The sequence below is a fragment of the Pseudoclavibacter sp. Z016 genome, from assembly GCF_002931215.1.
Lineage (GTDB): Bacteria > Actinomycetota > Actinomycetes > Actinomycetales > Microbacteriaceae > Pseudoclavibacter.
Window position 1 is genome coordinate 13,183 of sequence record NZ_PSTU01000008.1, and the last position, 15,427, is coordinate 28,609.

Annotated in this window: 15 protein-coding genes and 1 tRNA gene; 12 read left to right on the top strand and 4 right to left on the bottom strand. The window is 69.6% G+C overall.

Annotation, left to right across the window (positions count from 1 at the left end; genetic code table 11):
* The first annotated feature begins 8 nt into the window (after window positions 1-8).
* From C5B99_RS03810 to C5B99_RS19175, 9 genes are all read left to right on the top strand, one after another.
* The gene (locus tag C5B99_RS03810; protein WP_104240469.1) at window positions 9-758 is read left to right on the top strand and encodes an IclR family transcriptional regulator; all 750 of its coding nucleotides are present in this window, start codon (window positions 9-11) and stop codon (window positions 756-758) included.
* Window positions 751-1,362, top strand: a complete 612-nt coding sequence (locus tag C5B99_RS03815) for a bifunctional 4-hydroxy-2-oxoglutarate aldolase/2-dehydro-3-deoxy-phosphogluconate aldolase (RefSeq protein ID WP_104240470.1) — start codon at window positions 751-753, stop codon at window positions 1,360-1,362. Before C5B99_RS03810 ends, C5B99_RS03815 begins: the two co-directional genes overlap by 8 nt.
* A 43-nt stretch (window positions 1,363-1,405) precedes the next feature.
* Window positions 1,406-2,458 carry an aldo/keto reductase gene (locus C5B99_RS03820; protein ID WP_104240471.1) on the top strand — a complete coding sequence of 351 codons (1,053 nt, stop codon included), beginning with the start codon at window positions 1,406-1,408 and terminating at the stop codon, window positions 2,456-2,458.
* A complete protein-coding gene (locus C5B99_RS03825) occupies window positions 2,451-2,987 on the top strand; it encodes a heme-degrading domain-containing protein (protein WP_104240472.1) in 537 nt (178 codons plus the stop codon). The genes C5B99_RS03820 and C5B99_RS03825 overlap by 8 nt, the downstream gene beginning before the upstream one ends.
* Window positions 2,988-3,117: 130 nt before the next feature.
* A complete protein-coding gene (locus C5B99_RS03830; RefSeq protein ID WP_104240473.1) occupies window positions 3,118-4,299 on the top strand; it encodes a GNAT family N-acetyltransferase in 1,182 nt (393 codons plus the stop codon).
* A gap of 53 nt (window positions 4,300-4,352) precedes the next feature.
* Window positions 4,353-5,876 (top strand): glutamate--tRNA ligase, encoded by a 1,524-nt coding sequence (gene gltX, locus C5B99_RS03835; protein WP_104240474.1) that lies wholly within the window; start codon window positions 4,353-4,355, stop codon window positions 5,874-5,876.
* 696 nt (window positions 5,877-6,572) lie between these two features.
* Complete coding sequence (locus C5B99_RS03840) at window positions 6,573-7,658, top strand: NAD(P)/FAD-dependent oxidoreductase (protein WP_104240475.1); 1,086 nt, start codon at window positions 6,573-6,575, stop codon at window positions 7,656-7,658.
* Between the two features lie 95 nt (window positions 7,659-7,753).
* Window positions 7,754-7,825, top strand: a tRNA-Gln gene (locus C5B99_RS03845).
* A gap of 75 nt (window positions 7,826-7,900) precedes the next feature.
* Window positions 7,901-8,134 carry a hypothetical protein gene (locus C5B99_RS19175; protein WP_104240476.1) on the top strand — a complete coding sequence of 78 codons (234 nt, stop codon included), beginning with the start codon at window positions 7,901-7,903 and terminating at the stop codon, window positions 8,132-8,134.
* Window positions 8,135-8,178: 44 nt separating this feature from the next.
* Here the strand turns inward: C5B99_RS19175 and C5B99_RS03855 are convergent, their stop codons facing one another.
* Window positions 8,179-9,333: a hypothetical protein gene (locus tag C5B99_RS03855; protein ID WP_146081928.1), complete on the bottom strand. Its 1,155-nt coding sequence runs from the start codon at window positions 9,331-9,333 to the stop codon at window positions 8,179-8,181.
* 177 nt (window positions 9,334-9,510) lie between these two features.
* Between C5B99_RS03855 and C5B99_RS03860 the strand changes: the two genes are divergently transcribed.
* Window positions 9,511-10,722 (top strand): carbamoyl-phosphate synthase large subunit, encoded by a 1,212-nt coding sequence (locus C5B99_RS03860; RefSeq protein WP_104240478.1) that lies wholly within the window; start codon window positions 9,511-9,513, stop codon window positions 10,720-10,722.
* 129 nt (window positions 10,723-10,851) lie between these two features.
* On the opposite strand, the gene C5B99_RS03865 is transcribed toward C5B99_RS03860, so the two are convergent.
* The 3 genes from C5B99_RS03865 to C5B99_RS03875 form a co-directional block, all read right to left on the bottom strand.
* Window positions 10,852-11,115 (bottom strand): hypothetical protein, encoded by a 264-nt coding sequence (locus C5B99_RS03865; protein ID WP_104240479.1) that lies wholly within the window; start codon window positions 11,113-11,115, stop codon window positions 10,852-10,854.
* 79 nt (window positions 11,116-11,194) lie between these two features.
* On the bottom strand, window positions 11,195-12,043 hold the full coding sequence (locus C5B99_RS03870) for a phosphatase PAP2 family protein (protein WP_104240480.1): 849 nt from the start codon (window positions 12,041-12,043) through the stop codon (window positions 11,195-11,197).
* A 47-nt stretch (window positions 12,044-12,090) separates the two neighbouring features.
* Window positions 12,091-13,155, bottom strand: a complete 1,065-nt coding sequence (locus C5B99_RS03875; protein WP_104240481.1) for an LppP/LprE family lipoprotein — start codon at window positions 13,153-13,155, stop codon at window positions 12,091-12,093.
* Between the two features lie 239 nt (window positions 13,156-13,394).
* Here C5B99_RS03875 and C5B99_RS03880 point away from each other — a divergent pair, with 239 nt between their 5' ends.
* Window positions 13,395-14,381: an ECF transporter S component gene (locus C5B99_RS03880; RefSeq protein ID WP_146081929.1), complete on the top strand. Its 987-nt coding sequence runs from the start codon at window positions 13,395-13,397 to the stop codon at window positions 14,379-14,381.
* Between the two features lie 136 nt (window positions 14,382-14,517).
* Window positions 14,518-15,420, top strand: a complete 903-nt coding sequence (locus C5B99_RS03885) for a hypothetical protein (protein ID WP_104240483.1) — start codon at window positions 14,518-14,520, stop codon at window positions 15,418-15,420.
* Window positions 15,421-15,427: the final 7 nt, after the last annotated feature.

Consider the following 15,427-nt stretch of genomic DNA (forward strand, 5'->3'; position numbering starts at 1 on the left):
GTCCCACCATGTCCCAGAGCATCCACCGCGCAGCAGAGATCCTCGAGTACGTGAGCCTCGCGCCGCGCACCCAGTCGGAGATCGCCGCCAAGCTCGGCGTGCACCGATCGACGGCACTGCGGATGCTGCAGACGCTCACCGAGACCGGGCTCACCCGCCGTCACGCGGACAGCAGATACGGGGTCGGCTACCGGCTGAGCGGTCTCGCCCGGGCGGCCAGCGACCAGTTCGACCTGCGCAACATCGCCCGCCCCGTGCTGCAGGAGCTCGGCAGGGACTGCACGCACACCGTGCACCTCGCCGTCCTCGAGGGTGACCGCATCGTCTACGCCGACAAGATCGAGCAGCCTGGGATGGTCAGGCTCTACTCCCAGATCGGGCAGCCGGTGCTCCTGCACACGGCGGGCGTCAGCAAGGCCATCCTCGCCCAGCAGGACGTTGAGAAGACCGACCGGATGCTCGAGGGCTACGAGTACACGCCATACACCGACAACACGATCGTCTCGCGCGCCGCCCTCGACGCCGAGCTCGAGCGCACCCGCGAACGCGGCTGGGCCGTCGACGATGCCGAGTACGAGAACTTCATCAACTGCATCGCCATGCCCATCCGGGACTCGAGCGACACGGTCGTCGCGGCCGTGTCCATCACCGCACTCAAGGCGAGTGCCGACCTCGACGCACTCGCCGAATGGCAGCCGCGCCTCGACGACGTCGTCCTCGCCATCTCCCACGACCTCGGCTGGAGACCACATGACTGACACCTTCGACACCATGTTCGCCGGATCGCCCGTCATGGCGATCCTGCGCGGCTACACCCCGGAGCGCAGCGTCGAGCTCGCGAACCTCGCCTGGTCGCTCGGCATCTCGAGCGTCGAGGTGCCCATCCAGAACGATGCCGCGCTCGACGCGCTCCGCGCCGTCGTCCGCGCCGCCGAGCCCGGCGGACACGCGGTCGGCGCCGGCACCGTCGTCTCGCTCGCCCACGTCGAACAGGCCAAGCAGGCCGGAGCCACGTTCACCGTCGCACCCGGCCTCGACCCCGCCGTCATCGAGGCGGCCCAGGCCGCGGGCCTCGCCCCGCTGCCCGGTGTGGCCAGCGGGACCGACATCCAGCTCGCGAAGGCGCTCGGCCTGACCTGGGTCAAGGCGTTCCCCGCCAGCGTGCTCGGCGCCGACTGGTTCTCGGCCATGCGAGGGCCGTTCCCCGAGATGCGTCTTGTCGCTACGGGCGGCATCAACGCGGCCAACGCGGGGGAGTACCTCGCGGCAGGAGCCGACGTCGTCGCCGTCGGCAGTGCGCTCGAGGACGAAGCGCAGCTGCCCCTCCTCTCCGCGCTCCGCGCATCCGCTCCCGCGCGCTGACGCTGCCGCGCATCCACAACCTCCTCTGACAGAAAGGGCTCCCATGACCGCCCAGCTCACCCCCCGCTACAGCCCAGCAGCCGACCGCTACGAGCGGATGCAGTATCGCCGTGTCGGCCGCAGCGGACTGCAGCTGCCCGCGATCTCGTTCGGCACCTGGCACGGCTTCGGCGACGACACCCCCCTCGCGAAGCAGCGTGAGCTGCTGCGGCACGCATTCGACCTCGGCATCATGCACTTCGACATCGCGAACGGCTACGGCCCGCCCTTCGGCTCGACCGAGGCGAACGTCGGCCGGATCCTGCGCGAGGACTTCGCGGGCCTGCGCGACGAGCTCGTGCTGTCGACGAAGGCCGGATACCCCGTTTTCCCAGGCCCGAACGGCTCGGGCGGCGGCCGCAAGCACCTGCTCGGGAGCCTCGAGAACAGCCTTCGCCTGCTCGGCACCGACTACGTCGACATCTTCTACAGCCACCGGTTCGACCCCGAGACGCCCCTCGAGGAGACGGCGGCCGCGCTCGATGCGATCGTGCGCAGCGGGAAGGCCCGCTACGTCGGCGTCTCCTCCTACTCCGCGGAGCGCACCGAGGAGGTCGCCGGCCTCCTGCGCGAGCTCGGCACGCCACTGCTCATCTCGCAGCCGTCGTACTCCCTCCTGAACCGCTGGATCGAGGACGGCGAGCCGTCGGTGCTCGAAGCCAACGCGACGGCCGGGGCTGGCGTCATCGCATTCTCCGGCCTCGCCCAGGGGCTGCTGACGAACAAATACCTCGGGGGAGTGCCGGAGGGGTCGCGGGCGACGCAGGGCAAGACGCTGCGCGACGGGATGCTCAGCGACGAGAACCTCGAGCGGGTGCGCGCCCTCAACGCGATCGCGGAGCGTCGCGGGCAGACGCTCGCGCAGCTCGCGATCGCCTGGGTGCTGCGCGACGAGCGGATCACGTCCGCCCTCATCGGGGCGTCCCGCACCTCGCAGCTCGACGACCTCGTCAGGTGCCTCGACGCGTCGCCGTTGACCGACGCCGAGCTCGCAGAGATCGACACCTACGCCGTCGACGGCGGCATCAACATCTGGACGGCGTCGTCGGATGCCTGACGCGCCAGCGCAGGAGCGGGTGCAGGAGCAGGCGGGCGACACCGCGGCCGTCGCCGCCGCCGACGCCCTCGCGGATCTCGCGCGCATCCGCGCCGAAGAAGCCGAGCTCGTCTTCACCAGGTTCTCGCGCGATGATGCATGGCGGCTCGGCTCCCGGATGCGCGAGGCGGCGGCGGCTCGTTCGCTGCCCGTGGTCATCGGCATCGTCGTCGGACAGCAGCGGGTCTTCCACGCCGCACTCGACGGCGCTGTGCCGGACAACGACGCGTGGCTCGAGCGGAAGACACGCGCGGTGCTGCACTTCGAGCAGTCATCGCTCGGCGTCGGTGCGCTGTTCCGCTCGCTGGGACGCGTCTACGAGCAGGAGTCGCGACTCGACCCCGACGAGGTCGCCGCGAACGGCGGCGTGTTCCCCGTTCGCATCGACGGGATCGGTGTCGTCGGCGCGGTCGGCATCTCGGGGCTGCCGCAGGTCGAGGACCATGCGTTTGTCGTCGAGCAGCTGCGGGAGTTCCTGGCCGAGGCGTAGCGCACGCGCACCTGCCGCACCCGCCGCGCGCATCCGCCGCCACGCCGGGTGCTTGAGGCGGCGGCGTCGCGGTCGATATCCTGGTCGGTTGCGACGCCGCAGCTTCATCGCACCAACAGGAAGCACTTCGATGTCGCCCGACACCACCGTTCCCGACTCCGCCGGCCCCGAAGCTGCGGCTGCCCAAGATGTCGCCGCCTCGGATTCCGCCAAGCCGACCCCCGCCGCCCCGGCTGGCTTCAGCGCGGAGCCCCTGCGCATCCCGTCTTCGCTCGACGATGTCGCGGCAGCGGCGTTCCAAGAGATGACGGCCCTGCGCAACGCCGTCACGAGGGACACGTACCGCAACGACGACTTCGTGCTGCCCGCGGAGGTGCTGCTGCCGGGGTACGAGCCGAGCGAGTACGAGCGTCGGGACGGCCGCCTCATCCGCGAGCACGGTCGGCTCGTGGGGCGTGTGCTCTTCGACTTCCCGCTCACCGAAGACGTCGAGATGGCGAAGATGATGCTCGAGATCCACCCGGATGCGCGGGGCCGCGGCTTCGGGGCGGCCGCGTACGAGGTCGGGGAGCTGGCGGTGCGAGACGCGGGTCGCTCGGAGATCCGCACGTGGGTGGTGCACCGAGAGGTGGCTGGGCCGCGCATCCCGTCGCCGAGCGGTGTCGGGGACATCCCGGCGCTGGATCCGGCCGCGCAGATGCTGCTGCGACGAGGGTTCGAGCTCGGTCAGGTCGAGCGCATGAGCGTGCTCGAGCTGGGCGCCGAGCACGACGACGCCCTGCGCGCGCTGCGCGACGGTGCCAGGGAGGCCGCGGGCGTCGAGTATCGCTGCGTGTCGTGGTCGTACCCGACGCCGGACGAGTTCATCGACGGCTACGCGGCGCTGAAGGCGCGCATGAGCACGGACGCCCCGCAGGGTGACCTCGTCGAAGATGAGCAGGAGTGGGACGCGAGGCGTGTCCGCGAGGAGCTTGAGGCGACGGCGATCGCCCGCGGCGACAGCGTGCTCGTGGGGGCAATCCAGCACGTTCCGACCGGGGAGCTCGTGGCCTTCAGCGAGCTGCAGCGGATGGACGACGGCACGAGGCGAGCCGACCAGGAGGACACGCTCGTGCTGCGCGAGCATCGCGGCAACCGGCTCGGGATGCTCGTGAAGGCGGTGAACCTGCTCGCCTGGAGGGCGATGCACCCCGACGTCGAGCGGGTCTACACGTACAACGCCGAGGAGAACCGCCCGATGCTGAACGTCAACGAGGCGCTCGGCTTCCGACCCTTCGTCAGCGAGGGTGCCTGGCGGAAGGTGCTCGTCTGAGTCGAGCCGCGCCCACTCGGTGACCCGCGCCGCCCCGGTAGGCTGGGGGTCTCATGACTGCATCCTCTTCTTCGCTTGTGACCACCGCTACGGGCAGCGATGTCCGTGTCCGCTTCTGCCCTTCGCCGACGGGGACCCCGCACGTCGGGCTCATCCGCACCGCCCTCTTCAACTGGGCCTACGCGAAGCACACCGGGGGCACGTTCGTGTTCCGCATCGAGGACACGGATGCTGAGCGCGACTCCGAGGAGAGCTACCAGCAGATCATCGACGGGCTCGGCTGGCTCGGGCTCGGCTGGGACGAGGGCGTGAACGTCGGCGGGCCGCACGAGCCGTACCGTCAGTCGCAGCGCACCGACATCTACCTCGACGTCATCCAGAAGCTCCGCGACGCCGGCCACCTGTACGAGTCGTTCGCGACGGGTGAGGAGATCGAGGCGCGCAACGTGGCCGCCGGTCGCGACCCGAAGATGGGGTACGACAACTACGAGCGCGACCTGTCGGCCGACGAGATCGCTCGCCTCAAGGCTGAGGGCCGCGAGCCGGCGCTGCGCCTTCGAGTGCCGGACACCGACCTCTCGTTCGACGACCTCGTGCGCGGCGAGATCACCTTCAAGGCCGGGTCGTTCCCCGACTTCGTGCTCGTGCGACCCAACGGCAAGCCGCTCTACACGCTCGTGAACCCCGTCGACGACGCCCTCATGGGCATCACGCACGTGCTCCGCGGCGAGGACCTGCTCTCCTCGACGCCCCGCCAGATCGCGCTCTACCACGCGCTCATCGACGTGGGAGTCGCCGAGTTCATCCCGCGCTTCGGGCACCTGCCGTACGTCATGGGCGAGGGCAACAAGAAGCTCTCCAAGCGCGACCCCGAGTCGAACCTCTTCCACCACCGCGACCGCGGATTCCTGCCGGAGGGGCTCCTCAACTACCTGTCCCTGCTCGGCTGGTCGATCGCCGCGGACCGCGACGTGTTCACGATGGACGAGATGGTCGTCGCGTTCGACGTCGAGGACGTCAACCCGAACCCCGCGCGCTTCGACCTCACCAAGGCTGAGGCCATCAACGGCGAGCACATGCGCCTCCTCGGCGCGGACGACTTCGCGCACCGCCTCGTCGCGCCGCTGCAGCTCGCCGGCGTGCTCCCGCTCGAGCCGACGGATGCGCAGCTCGCGCTCCTCGGGCGTGCGGCGCCGCACGTCCAGGAGCGCATGCAGCTCCTCGGCGAGGCTCCCGAGATGCTCGGGTTCCTCTTCGTGGATGCCGCTGACCTCGTGGTCGAGGACACGGCCGTCGGCTCGCTCAAGGGCGACGTGACGGGTGTGCTCGACGCCTCCATCGCGGCCCTCGATGCGCTCGAGGCGCCAGAGGCGTGGACGACAGAGAACATCGAGGCCGCCCTGCGTGGAGCCCTCATCGAGGGGCTCGGCCTCAAGCCGCGCGTCGCGTTCGGCCCGATCCGCGTGGCCGTCTCCGGCCGCAAGGTCTCCCCGCCGCTCTTCGAGTCGCTGGAGCTGCTGGGCCGCGAGCAGTCGCTCGCCCGCATGCGCTCGCTCGTCTCGCGCCTCGCCGCGTAGCGGCGCCGCGCCGCGTCCGCTCCGCGGCGCCGCCGCTCGGCCGCTCGGCTCGGCTCTCTGCCTCGGCTCGGCGCTCCGCGCTCTGCCTCGGCTCCGCTATTCGTTTCGGGATGGGTAACGCGCTTCCGGATGGGTTCTTTCCCATCCGGAAGCGCGTTACCCATCCCGAGACTCGTTTGTGGGGGGAGTGGGCTCGCGTAGGCCACGCAGCGGTTCAGGCTGTCTTTCGCCTCACGCCGTGCGTTCGGCTCTGCCTCGAGCATCCGCCTCTCGTTTCGGGATGGGTAGCGCGCTTCCGGGTGGGTTCTTTCCCATCTCGAGGCGCGTTACCCATCCCGAGACTCGTTTGTGGGGGAGTGGGCTTGCACGCACGGCTCCGCGTCGAGCCGCGCTTGGTGGCGTAGCCCGCGTTGCGGCTCCGCTCCGCCCCCGCGTACCGCTGGCCGCGCCTCCGCGCTTCGTCTCGGGATGGGGAGCGCGCTTCCGGGTGGGTTCTTTCCCATCTCGAGGCGCGTTACCCATCCCGAGACTCGTTTGTGGGGGAGTGGGCTCGCTCGCGGGGGAGTTGGCACGCTCGCGGCGCTCGCGGGGATGCTCGGCGACTCGCGCCGCCCTCGCACGTCGCGACGGGTGAGGCTAACCTAAGAGGATGCCCACTGTCCTGAGCTGGTGGGCGCGAGACTCCGGGAGGACCGCATGACCGAGGCGCTGGGCACGCACTATGACGTCGTCGTCATCGGGGGTGGCCCTGCCGGGCTGCAGGCCGCGCTGATCCTCGCGCGGCACCGCTACTCGACCCTGGTGCTCGACGGCAACCGGCCCCGCCACTCGGCGACGCTGGAAGCCCACGGGTTCCTGACCCGCGACCACACTCCTCCGAATGAGCTGCGCAGGCTCGGCCGCGAAGACGTGGAGGCCTACGAGGATGCCGAGATCCAGTTCGCCCAGGTCACGCGCGTCCGGGCGCTCACCGAGGAGGAGGTCGTCGGCGCGGAGGTGTCGCAGGGGCCGGCATTCGAGGGCTCGTTCGGCTTCGTCGCCGGTGGGCTGGCGGGCGCTGGGGGTCAGCCGATGACCGCCGACCCACGTGAGATCGCGTCGCGTCGCCGCGACGGCGTGCGGGTTCCGTACCGCTTCGCGGTCGAGGCGAAGGGCGTGCGCGGCACGCCCGCACGAGCCGTGTTCGCACGTTCGGTCGTCTTCGCGACGGGCCTCACCGAGGTGCTGCCCGCACTGCCCATGCTGCGCGCGTTCTACGGCACGAGCATCCACAGCTGCGTCGAGTGCGACGGATGGACGCAGCGCGACCGCCGAGTCTCGGTCATCGCGGCACCCGGCGTCACCGACCTGTACGAGCGGGCGGTGCAGCTCACACGCTTCACCGGAGCGCTCACGGTCTTCGCGGCCGAGGGGCAGCTCGCCGAGCTGCAGGAGCTCGACCTCGTCGAACGCGGCGTGGTCGTCGAGACGCGTGCCGTCGTCGACGTCGAGGGCGGACCGGGTGGCGTGACGGGCGTCGCGCTCGCCGACGGCGACGTCGTGACGGCCGAGGCCGTGTTCGTGCGGCCCGATTACGTCGCGAAGCTCGACTTCGCGAGCGAGCTCGGCATCGAGTTCGACGGCTCCGGCCTCGTGGCGGCGGATGCGCAGGGCCGCACGAGCGTGCCCGGCATCTACGCGACGGGCGAGCTGACCGGCCCGGGGCCGCAGATGCTCATCGTCGCCGCGGGCAACGGGGCGCAGACCGGCATGGCGGTCGACCGGGACCTGCTGGGCCTCTGAGTCGAGGGCTCGACGGGCTCGACCCGGCCGTTCGACGCGCTGATTTGTCCAGCCTCCGGGAGTGCGCTATGCTCTCTGAGGCGCTTCGGTGCCAGTGGGGTATGGTGTAATTGGCAACACGGAGGTTTCTGGTACCTTTGTTCTTGGTTCGAGTCCAGGTACCCCAGCAAGTGTGAACACCAGAAATGTGAACATGACGAAAAGGCCCCGCTGAGCGGGGCCTTTCGTGTATCTCCTCGGGCGTGCTCGCTCTCTTCGGCCACGCGCAGCTCTTCGGCCACGCGCAGCTCTTCGGCCACGCGCAGCTCTTCGGCCACGCGCAGCTCTTCGGCCACGCGCAGCTCTTCGGCCACGCGCAGCTCTTCGGCCACGCGCAGCTCTTCGGCCACGCGCAGCTCTTCGGCCACGCGCAGCTCTTCGGCCACGCGCTGCAGCTCTTCAGCCACGCGCTGCAGCTCTTCAGCCACGCGGTATAGCCCAGCCGGCAAGCGCCGCCCAGCCCAGCAGCGCCGCCCGGACGCTACCCCGAGACGCTGCCGGCCGGCACCAATGCCTCGGCGCCCGCATCGGCACTCGCACTCGCGCCTGCCCCTGCTCCTGCGCCCGCACCTGCGTGCGCATCCGCGTCCGCCTCGTCCAGCGGCTCGGGCGCGGGCATCAGGCGCGCGTAGTCGCCGAATGCGTCGATCTTCGCGCCCTGTTCGTGGAGGAGCGCCGTGAGCCGCTCGATCTGCTCGACCTCGAGCGGGCGGCGCCTGGCGCGCTCGCGCCGCGTGAGGAGGTCGAGGAACTGCGCCTCGTCGGCGACGACGGCCGTGCGGTCGGCCGATGGCGTGAGCGTCGCGGCATCGGTGTAGACGGTCGCGGTGGCGTTCGAGTAGAAGACGCAGGTGTCGACGGCGATGGACTCGCCGAGGGTCTGTTCGCTCAGACCCGCGAGGTGCGTCGCATGGGCGAGCGCCTGGCTGCGCGGTGCTGACTGCCCGAGGTGCGTCAGCACCCGGAGGGAGCTCTCCGCGGCGCCGCCGTGCGGGGCGGTGCTGTCTGGGGTGGTGGCGGCGCCGCTCGTGATCTGCAGGGCAAACGGTGGACGCAGCGCCACATCGTCGACGAGGTTGCCGAAGGCCGGCTGCGCCTCGCTGGGCCGGACCCCGTCGAAGATAACGCCGTCCCAGGTCCTGTGATCGATGAGGAGGGCGCCCGCGTCGGTGAGCAGCACGTGGTCGAGCTGGATGACATGGCGGTTGGTGCTCATGCCCTCCTGGACGAGGATGAACGTGCGGGTCGCGAGCACGCCGTTCAGCCCGAGTGTCTCGCTGGCCCGCAGGATCGCCTCCCGGGACACGAGTTCCGTCTCGATCGAACGCCTGGCGCGTTCCTTGAGGAAGTCGACGAGCATCCGCCGGTCTTGGAACGCGGCCTCGTGCTGGAGTGCGAGGCGCTCGAGGCGCGCCTCAGCATCTTCCTGCAGCTCCTGCTTCTGCTGCCGGAGCTCCGCGTGGGCGCGCTCGGCCTCGGCGGTGAGCGCCTGCCGCTCGGCCTCGGCGGCGTTCTGCCGCTCGTCGAGCGTCGCCCGCCAGCGCCTGTTCGCGCGCATCCGAACCACGAGCGCGATGATGACTGCAACCGTCGCCCCGAGCACAAAGCTCAGCGCAACCCACCCCTGAATCTCCATCCGCCCAGTACAGCACCGGCCACCGACATCGCCGGGAGTGGCGACCGGCACGTCGGCCCGCAATGCCGAAACGGGGAGTTCGACGGGGAGTTTGCCCGCGAATCCCCGGGGCGAGGCGGCGAGGAGCACTTCACTAGGCTGGCGTGACCCCGATCTCCCCCTTCGAGAGGATCCACCGTGCGAGTACTTGTCACCAGTTCCCGGAACACGTTTGCGCTCGACATCATCCGCAAGCTCGGCAGCACGGGCCACACGGTGTTCGCGAGCGACACGTACGAGGGGGCCATCGGCAGCCACTCGAGGTACCTCGCGGGGCACTTCGTGACGAACTCGCCGCGCGCCAAGACGGACGAGTTCATCGCCGACGTCGCGAAGATTGCGGCAGAGCAGCACATCGACGTCGTCATCCCGACGTTCGAGGAAGCCTTCTACCTCGCAGCCCGCGGCCACGAGCTCCCGGACGGCACGAGCGTGTTCACGGGCGGATTCGAGCAGCTCGCGCGCCTGCACGACAAGGCCAGCTTCAAGCGGCTCGCGCAGGAGGCAGGCGTGCCGGTGCCCGAGACGATCGTCGCGACGAGCCACGAGGAGCTGCTCGCGGCCATCGACACGTACCCGAAGTTCTTCGCTCGCGCCGCGTTCTCGCGTGGCGGCGTCGGGCTCCTCACCAACACGGGTCCGCTCGCGGGCAAGATGTCGGTCGACGAGGCCGCGCCGACGCCCGACCAGCCGTGGCTCGTGCAGCCCTTCGTGGACGGCCCCATGATCTGCACGTACAGCATCGTCGTCGACGGCCGTGTCACGGCGCACTGCACGTACCGCGCACCCGAGCAGTGGGCGCACAGCACGGGCATCTCGTTCCTCGCGATCGACAGCACGGAGACGCTCGACTACACGCAGCGGCTCGTCGACACCCTCGACCCGAACTACACGGGCCAGCTGTCGTTCGACTTCGTCGACAACGATGGCGGGCTCTTCGCGATCGAATGCAACCCGCGCCCCACCAGCGGTGTCATCCTGCTCGAAGCCGACGAGGTCTCGGCCGCCTTCCAGGGCACGAACTCCGAGCCGTTCGTCGTGGCGCCTGGCGTCGAACGTCAGGTGAAGCTGGCGGTGCTGGCGGATGCGTTCGCCGAGCCCATCAAGCACCTCCCGAAGTCGCTCCACGACCTGCTGCACGTGCGCGACATCGGCGCGGGATGGCACGACGAGCTGGCGATGCTGTGGAGCCCCGCGACGATCGTGCACGGTGCGCAGCTCACCCACGGTGAGCGCAAGGAGCTGCTCGCCGCGCTCGGCGATGACATCGTCTGGAATGGGGAGCCGATCGACGGGATGCTCCCCGAGGATCGGGCCTCGCTCGAGGCCGTACACGAGCAGCGCGTCTGAGCAACGCCGGACCCCTGCTCAACCCCGCCGAGCCCGGCTGAGCACAGCTGAGCCCCGTTGAACGAGACTCCGCCCCGCATCCATCGTGGATGCCGGGCGGAGTCGTTCGAGATCTGCTGGAGTCGCAGCTCAGGCGATCGCGCGGTAGTGGAAGTAGTACCCGTTGTCGGTGAAGCCACCCTGCTGCGGGTAGTACGTGCATCCCTGGCTGATCTTCGTCCAGGAGGAGATGTACGTGACCTTGGTCGCCTCGCACTCGCTCACCGTCGAGAACGGCCCGACGCTCATGTTGGCGGTGGCTGCCTGCGCGGCGGTCGCCCCGCCGAACATGAGGCCGCCCGCGACGACGGCACCGGCGATGACAGTGGACACTCGCTTCTTGAAATGAACCATGTCCCGACCCTAGGCACGGGGCTTGAGTGGTGCCTCCGTCATCCTGGGACACCCGTGCGAAGGGGTTGCGAAGACGTCGTCACTGTGGATCGTTCGCCGAGTCGAGCGCCGCGCGCCGCTCGTGACGATGCTCGCGGATCGACAGGTACACGCGGTGCGCGAAGATTACGAACGCGAGCCAGGCCGCGCCGAGCACCCAGCCGGCGAGCACATCCGTGAACCAGTGGTGCCCGAGGTACACGCGCGAGATCCCGACCGTGATCGCGAAGACCACGGCGCCGAGGGCGATCAGCACCCGTGCGCGCTTGGTCTGTCTGCGCAGGATGAGCAGGTACGCGATGACCCCGACGACCGCCACCGCGTTGAGGGTGTGCCCGCTGGGGAACGACGCCGAGTGCTCGTACGGCGGCACGGCTTCCGCCTGATCCGGGCGGACTCGGCCGATGAGGTTCTTCCCCGCGACCGTCATGAGCAGCGACCCGCCGCCCGCGGCGACGATGAGGATCACGGGCGTCCAGGAGCGGCGCCGGATGGAGAGGATGAGGAGCGCGGCGACGGCGATGATGGGCATGCCGATCTGCCCGGCGATGTCGGTGTACGCCGTGATGAGCATGTCGGCGAGCGGCGCTCGCAGGGTGATGGCGTAGTCGAGGAGGGGCTGGTCGAGGCCGGCCACGCCGTCGCTGTCGGTGACGTTCTCGTAGATCTCGGCCGCGAGGGCGCTGAGCCCGACCACGATCGCGAGTCCGATCACGAGCAGCAGGATGAGTGCGCTGTTGGGGCCGACCTTGTCGCCGACGACCCGAACGCTCTGCTCGACGGCGCGTCCAGCCTTCGACCGGGGTGGCCTCGGGGCGCGATTGTCGATGGTGGTGTCCTGGGCGAGCTCGCCTCTGACTCCCTGGGTGTCATCGTGGGGGTGGGTCACCGCACCAACTCTAGGCGGGGCGGCTGGAGCTGAGCAGGGCCGGTCGGTCACATGGGCGGAAGCTCGCCGGTCCGCGTGATCGACGCGCTCGCCTCGTCCCAGGCGTACACGGAGGTTGCCGTCTTCGCTGGCCCGGCGATGTCCTCGCCCTGCCACATGTAGGTCACGGAGATCTCGCCGTCGGAGATGCGCTGCACGGACTCGACCGCGTAGTCACCGGTCGTCGGAGGCACGAACACGCCGTCGTGGAAGAGCAGCAGTGGCGTCACCGAGAACCGCGTGCAGCAGGACTCCGGCCGCAACTGCACCCAGGAGAGATCCGCGCAGTCGTCGTAGCCACTCGTGTCACTGAACTGCCCCGTGAGGTCCCACGGCATGCTTCCTTCGGCCTCCGGCGCCCATTTGGCGAGAGCCGCGCTGCCCGTCAGTCCCGAGCACTGACCGGCATCGGACGCTTCGGCATCGCCGTCTTCCGGGGCGCTGTCGGCGAGCGCCGGGTTTGCTCGGAGGAGCCCGTCGATGGCGGCCTGCACGTAGTCTCGCTGGCCCGCGCGGTCGAAGATCACCGTCCAGGTGTCGCCGAGGAAGATGTGGGTGGCCTGCGTGTTCGCCATCGCGAGGCTTGGCGCCTGGATGACGTACGTGAACGTGGCCGCGTCGCCGACGGACGCCTCCGTTGCGTCCGGGTCGTCGCGGAGCGCGTCGATGAGGGGACCCTGCTGGGCGGCGTCGAGTTCTGAGACGTACTGCGTCACCATGCCCTCCATGTGCACGGGCCACTGGCAGCCCCGCGTCTGCGCCGCCGCGTCCATCGCCGCCTGCGCCTTCGTGCCAGCGAGTTCGTCGAAGGTCGCGCGGTCGGTTTCACCGGCCGGCACGCTGAAGACCTCGGGGCCGTAGTCGAGGTACTGCTGCAGGGCAGTCGCGTTCATGTCGTCGCAGGTCGGGAGACTGATGGGCGCCGGAGTGGTGATCGGCATCGATGTCGCCGGCGGGTCCTGCGTGGTCTCGGACGGCGCGGAGCTCGGACCGCCAGGCGTGCTCGTGCTCGCGCATCCGGTGAGCACGAGCAGCCCGCTCATCCCCAGCACGAACGCCCTCGCCGTGTCCATTCGATTGCGCTTGCCCAAGAGATCCTCCGCCTTCCGATGAGGTGCAGACAGGCGCGACGGCGCGTGTCGTTCCCTCTCACGGTAGGAGCCGTCTTCACCGGTTCTGCCGTGGTCTGGCGTTTTCGCACAAGGCTGAACAGTCGAACGGGCTTCCGTGTAGGTTTGCACCGGCGAGATACGTGAGAGAGCCCTTCCTCCTGAATGCGCGGGCTGAGCTCTGGGGAGACGAAGGAGCGGTGGTGCCGAACTCTCCGACTTCGCTCGGTCCCGATTCCTTCGACAGGATCGCGTTCGATCTTCGCGAGCTGCGGGAAGCCTCCGGGGCGGTCTCCTATGCCGAGCTCGTGCGTCGAATCACCGACCTCCGGTTGGGCAGAGGCGTGCATGCGGCGGCGGCGATTCCTGCGCGATCGACGGTCTACAACGCTTTCCGGGCGGGTCGAACGAGGCTGGACACCGAGCTGCTCCGAGACATCGTGACCGCGCTCGGCGCAGACGAGCGTGAGGCGGATTCGTGGGTGCGGCGATGCCGTGACGCGCGACGGACAGCACAGGACCAAGCCCTTCGGGAGCAGTCGAGGGAAGTCACGCCCGCTGCGCGACCTGCGCCAGCTGCTGGGGAGCCGATGGCCCCTGTCGGGAGCTCCACACCGGCCACGTGGGCCGTCGTGCTGCTGCTCCTGGTGTGCGTGGGGATCAACCTGCTCGGCCTCTTCACCGCCAACGTCTTCAGGCTCTCCGCCTACCTCGACATGGTGGGCACCGCCGTGGCAGCCCTGGCTCTCGGGCCGTGGCACGGCGTCATCGTCGCGGTTGCCTCCAGCTCGCTCGGGTTTGTGGTCGGAGATCCTGAGACGCTCTCGTTCCTCCCGGTGAACATCGTGGGGGCGCTCGTCTGGGGCTACGGGGTTCGCCGATTCGGGATGGGCTCCGGGCTGGTCCGCTTCCTTGTCCTCAACCTCATCGCGGCTCTTGCCTGCGCGGTCGTCGCCGCCCCGGTCGTCGCGACGCTCTTCGACGCAGAGGGTGGGCACGCGTCGAAGGTGTCCGTGCTCTCGCTGGAAGCCATGAGCGTTCCCTTCATGGCGGCGGTCTTCTCGGCGAACATCGTCACCTCGGTCATGGACAAGCTGCTCACGGGCTGCGTTGCCCTCGGTATCTTCGCGGTCCTCCGCGGCCGGTTCGGTCTCTCTACCGAGCATCTTCCCCTCGCCACCAAGCTCTGAGAGCGCTCACACCCGCTGGAGTCCGGCGGCACCGCCCCCTCGGCGACGCGACGGCCGCCCCTCGAGCCCCGTTTTCGAACAGTTCTGAACGGCGAATCGGACCGACACTGGGAGTCGCGTCGGTAGCTTCTGAGACATGTCCCGCCATGCCTCCCGCCGCGCCGCCCTGGCCGTCGCCCTGCTCCTCGTGATCGGCATCTCCGCCTGTGCGGTCGCGGAGGAACCCGCACCGGAGGCTGCAGCATCGATATCGGCGACGCCCACGGGAGGGAGCGGACTGCCGTCAGCCCCGCCGACGCCCGAGGCCTCGTCACTCGGCGGCTTCGTGGCAGGGTTCGACTCCCCATCGGGGATGACGCTTCCCGTACCAGACGGCCTGCGCTTCGACCGGGCCGAGAATGCGTTCGCCTGCGATGGACGGCTTCTGCACGTGCTCGCGTGGAGTCCCACGGCCACCGACGAGACCGTTGCCGACTACCTCGAGAGCGTCCTCGCTGAGTTCGCCGTAGCCGGGGACGCGCGGTCGAATGGCGGTGACGGGCCGATCTGGGACGCGGATGGGGAGTTCGCGGAAGAGGGGCGCATGCAGAACGCCCCGAGCGCGGCCGACGCGACGAAGATCGTGAGCTGGGAGCCTCTCGAGCCCGGCGGGTACCGACTCATGCTCCAAGAGGAGACGAGCCCCGGTACCGTCACGGCGACACGGACAACACCGTCCGAGACCTGGGTTGGCTTCCCGTTCCCGAGCGATGTGCAGTTCGAGGACTGCATCCTCCGGGAGGAGCTCGGCGAATCGAGCGACTCCAGCGTCGGGACGTCCACCAGCTCGTGGACGATGCGAGTCCCCGTCGCTGGGCAGGTGCAGGTGCAGGCTTGGATGACGGCGTTGGCTGCGGAAGGCTGGACGGTTGAGGGCTCTGAGAGCCGTTCTCGGCCCGGGCTGCCGGACGTCATCCTGTCATCGAGCGAGTACACGGCTCAGTACTCGGTCGGAGCTGAGTACATCACGCTCTTCGTGGGCACTCGAGTTCACTGGTAGCGACGAC

Coding starts and splice junctions, on each gene's coding strand:
- C5B99_RS03810 (WP_104240469.1), top strand. CDS start 9: ATGTCCCAGAGCATCCACCGCGCAGCAGAGATCCTCGAGTACGTGAGC.
- C5B99_RS03815 (WP_104240470.1), top strand. CDS start 751: ATGACTGACACCTTCGACACCATGTTCGCCGGATCGCCCGTCATGGCG.
- C5B99_RS03820 (WP_104240471.1), top strand. CDS start 1,406: ATGACCGCCCAGCTCACCCCCCGCTACAGCCCAGCAGCCGACCGCTAC.
- C5B99_RS03825 (WP_104240472.1), top strand. CDS start 2,451: ATGCCTGACGCGCCAGCGCAGGAGCGGGTGCAGGAGCAGGCGGGCGAC.
- C5B99_RS03830 (WP_104240473.1), top strand. CDS start 3,118: ATGTCGCCCGACACCACCGTTCCCGACTCCGCCGGCCCCGAAGCTGCG.
- gltX (WP_104240474.1), top strand. CDS start 4,353: ATGACTGCATCCTCTTCTTCGCTTGTGACCACCGCTACGGGCAGCGAT.
- C5B99_RS03840 (WP_104240475.1), top strand. CDS start 6,573: ATGACCGAGGCGCTGGGCACGCACTATGACGTCGTCGTCATCGGGGGT.
- C5B99_RS03855 (WP_146081928.1), bottom strand. CDS start 9,333: ATGGAGATTCAGGGGTGGGTTGCGCTGAGCTTTGTGCTCGGGGCGACG.
- C5B99_RS03865 (WP_104240479.1), bottom strand. CDS start 11,115: ATGGTTCATTTCAAGAAGCGAGTGTCCACTGTCATCGCCGGTGCCGTC.
- C5B99_RS03875 (WP_104240481.1), bottom strand. CDS start 13,155: ATGGACACGGCGAGGGCGTTCGTGCTGGGGATGAGCGGGCTGCTCGTG.
- C5B99_RS03885 (WP_104240483.1), top strand. CDS start 14,518: ATGTCCCGCCATGCCTCCCGCCGCGCCGCCCTGGCCGTCGCCCTGCTC.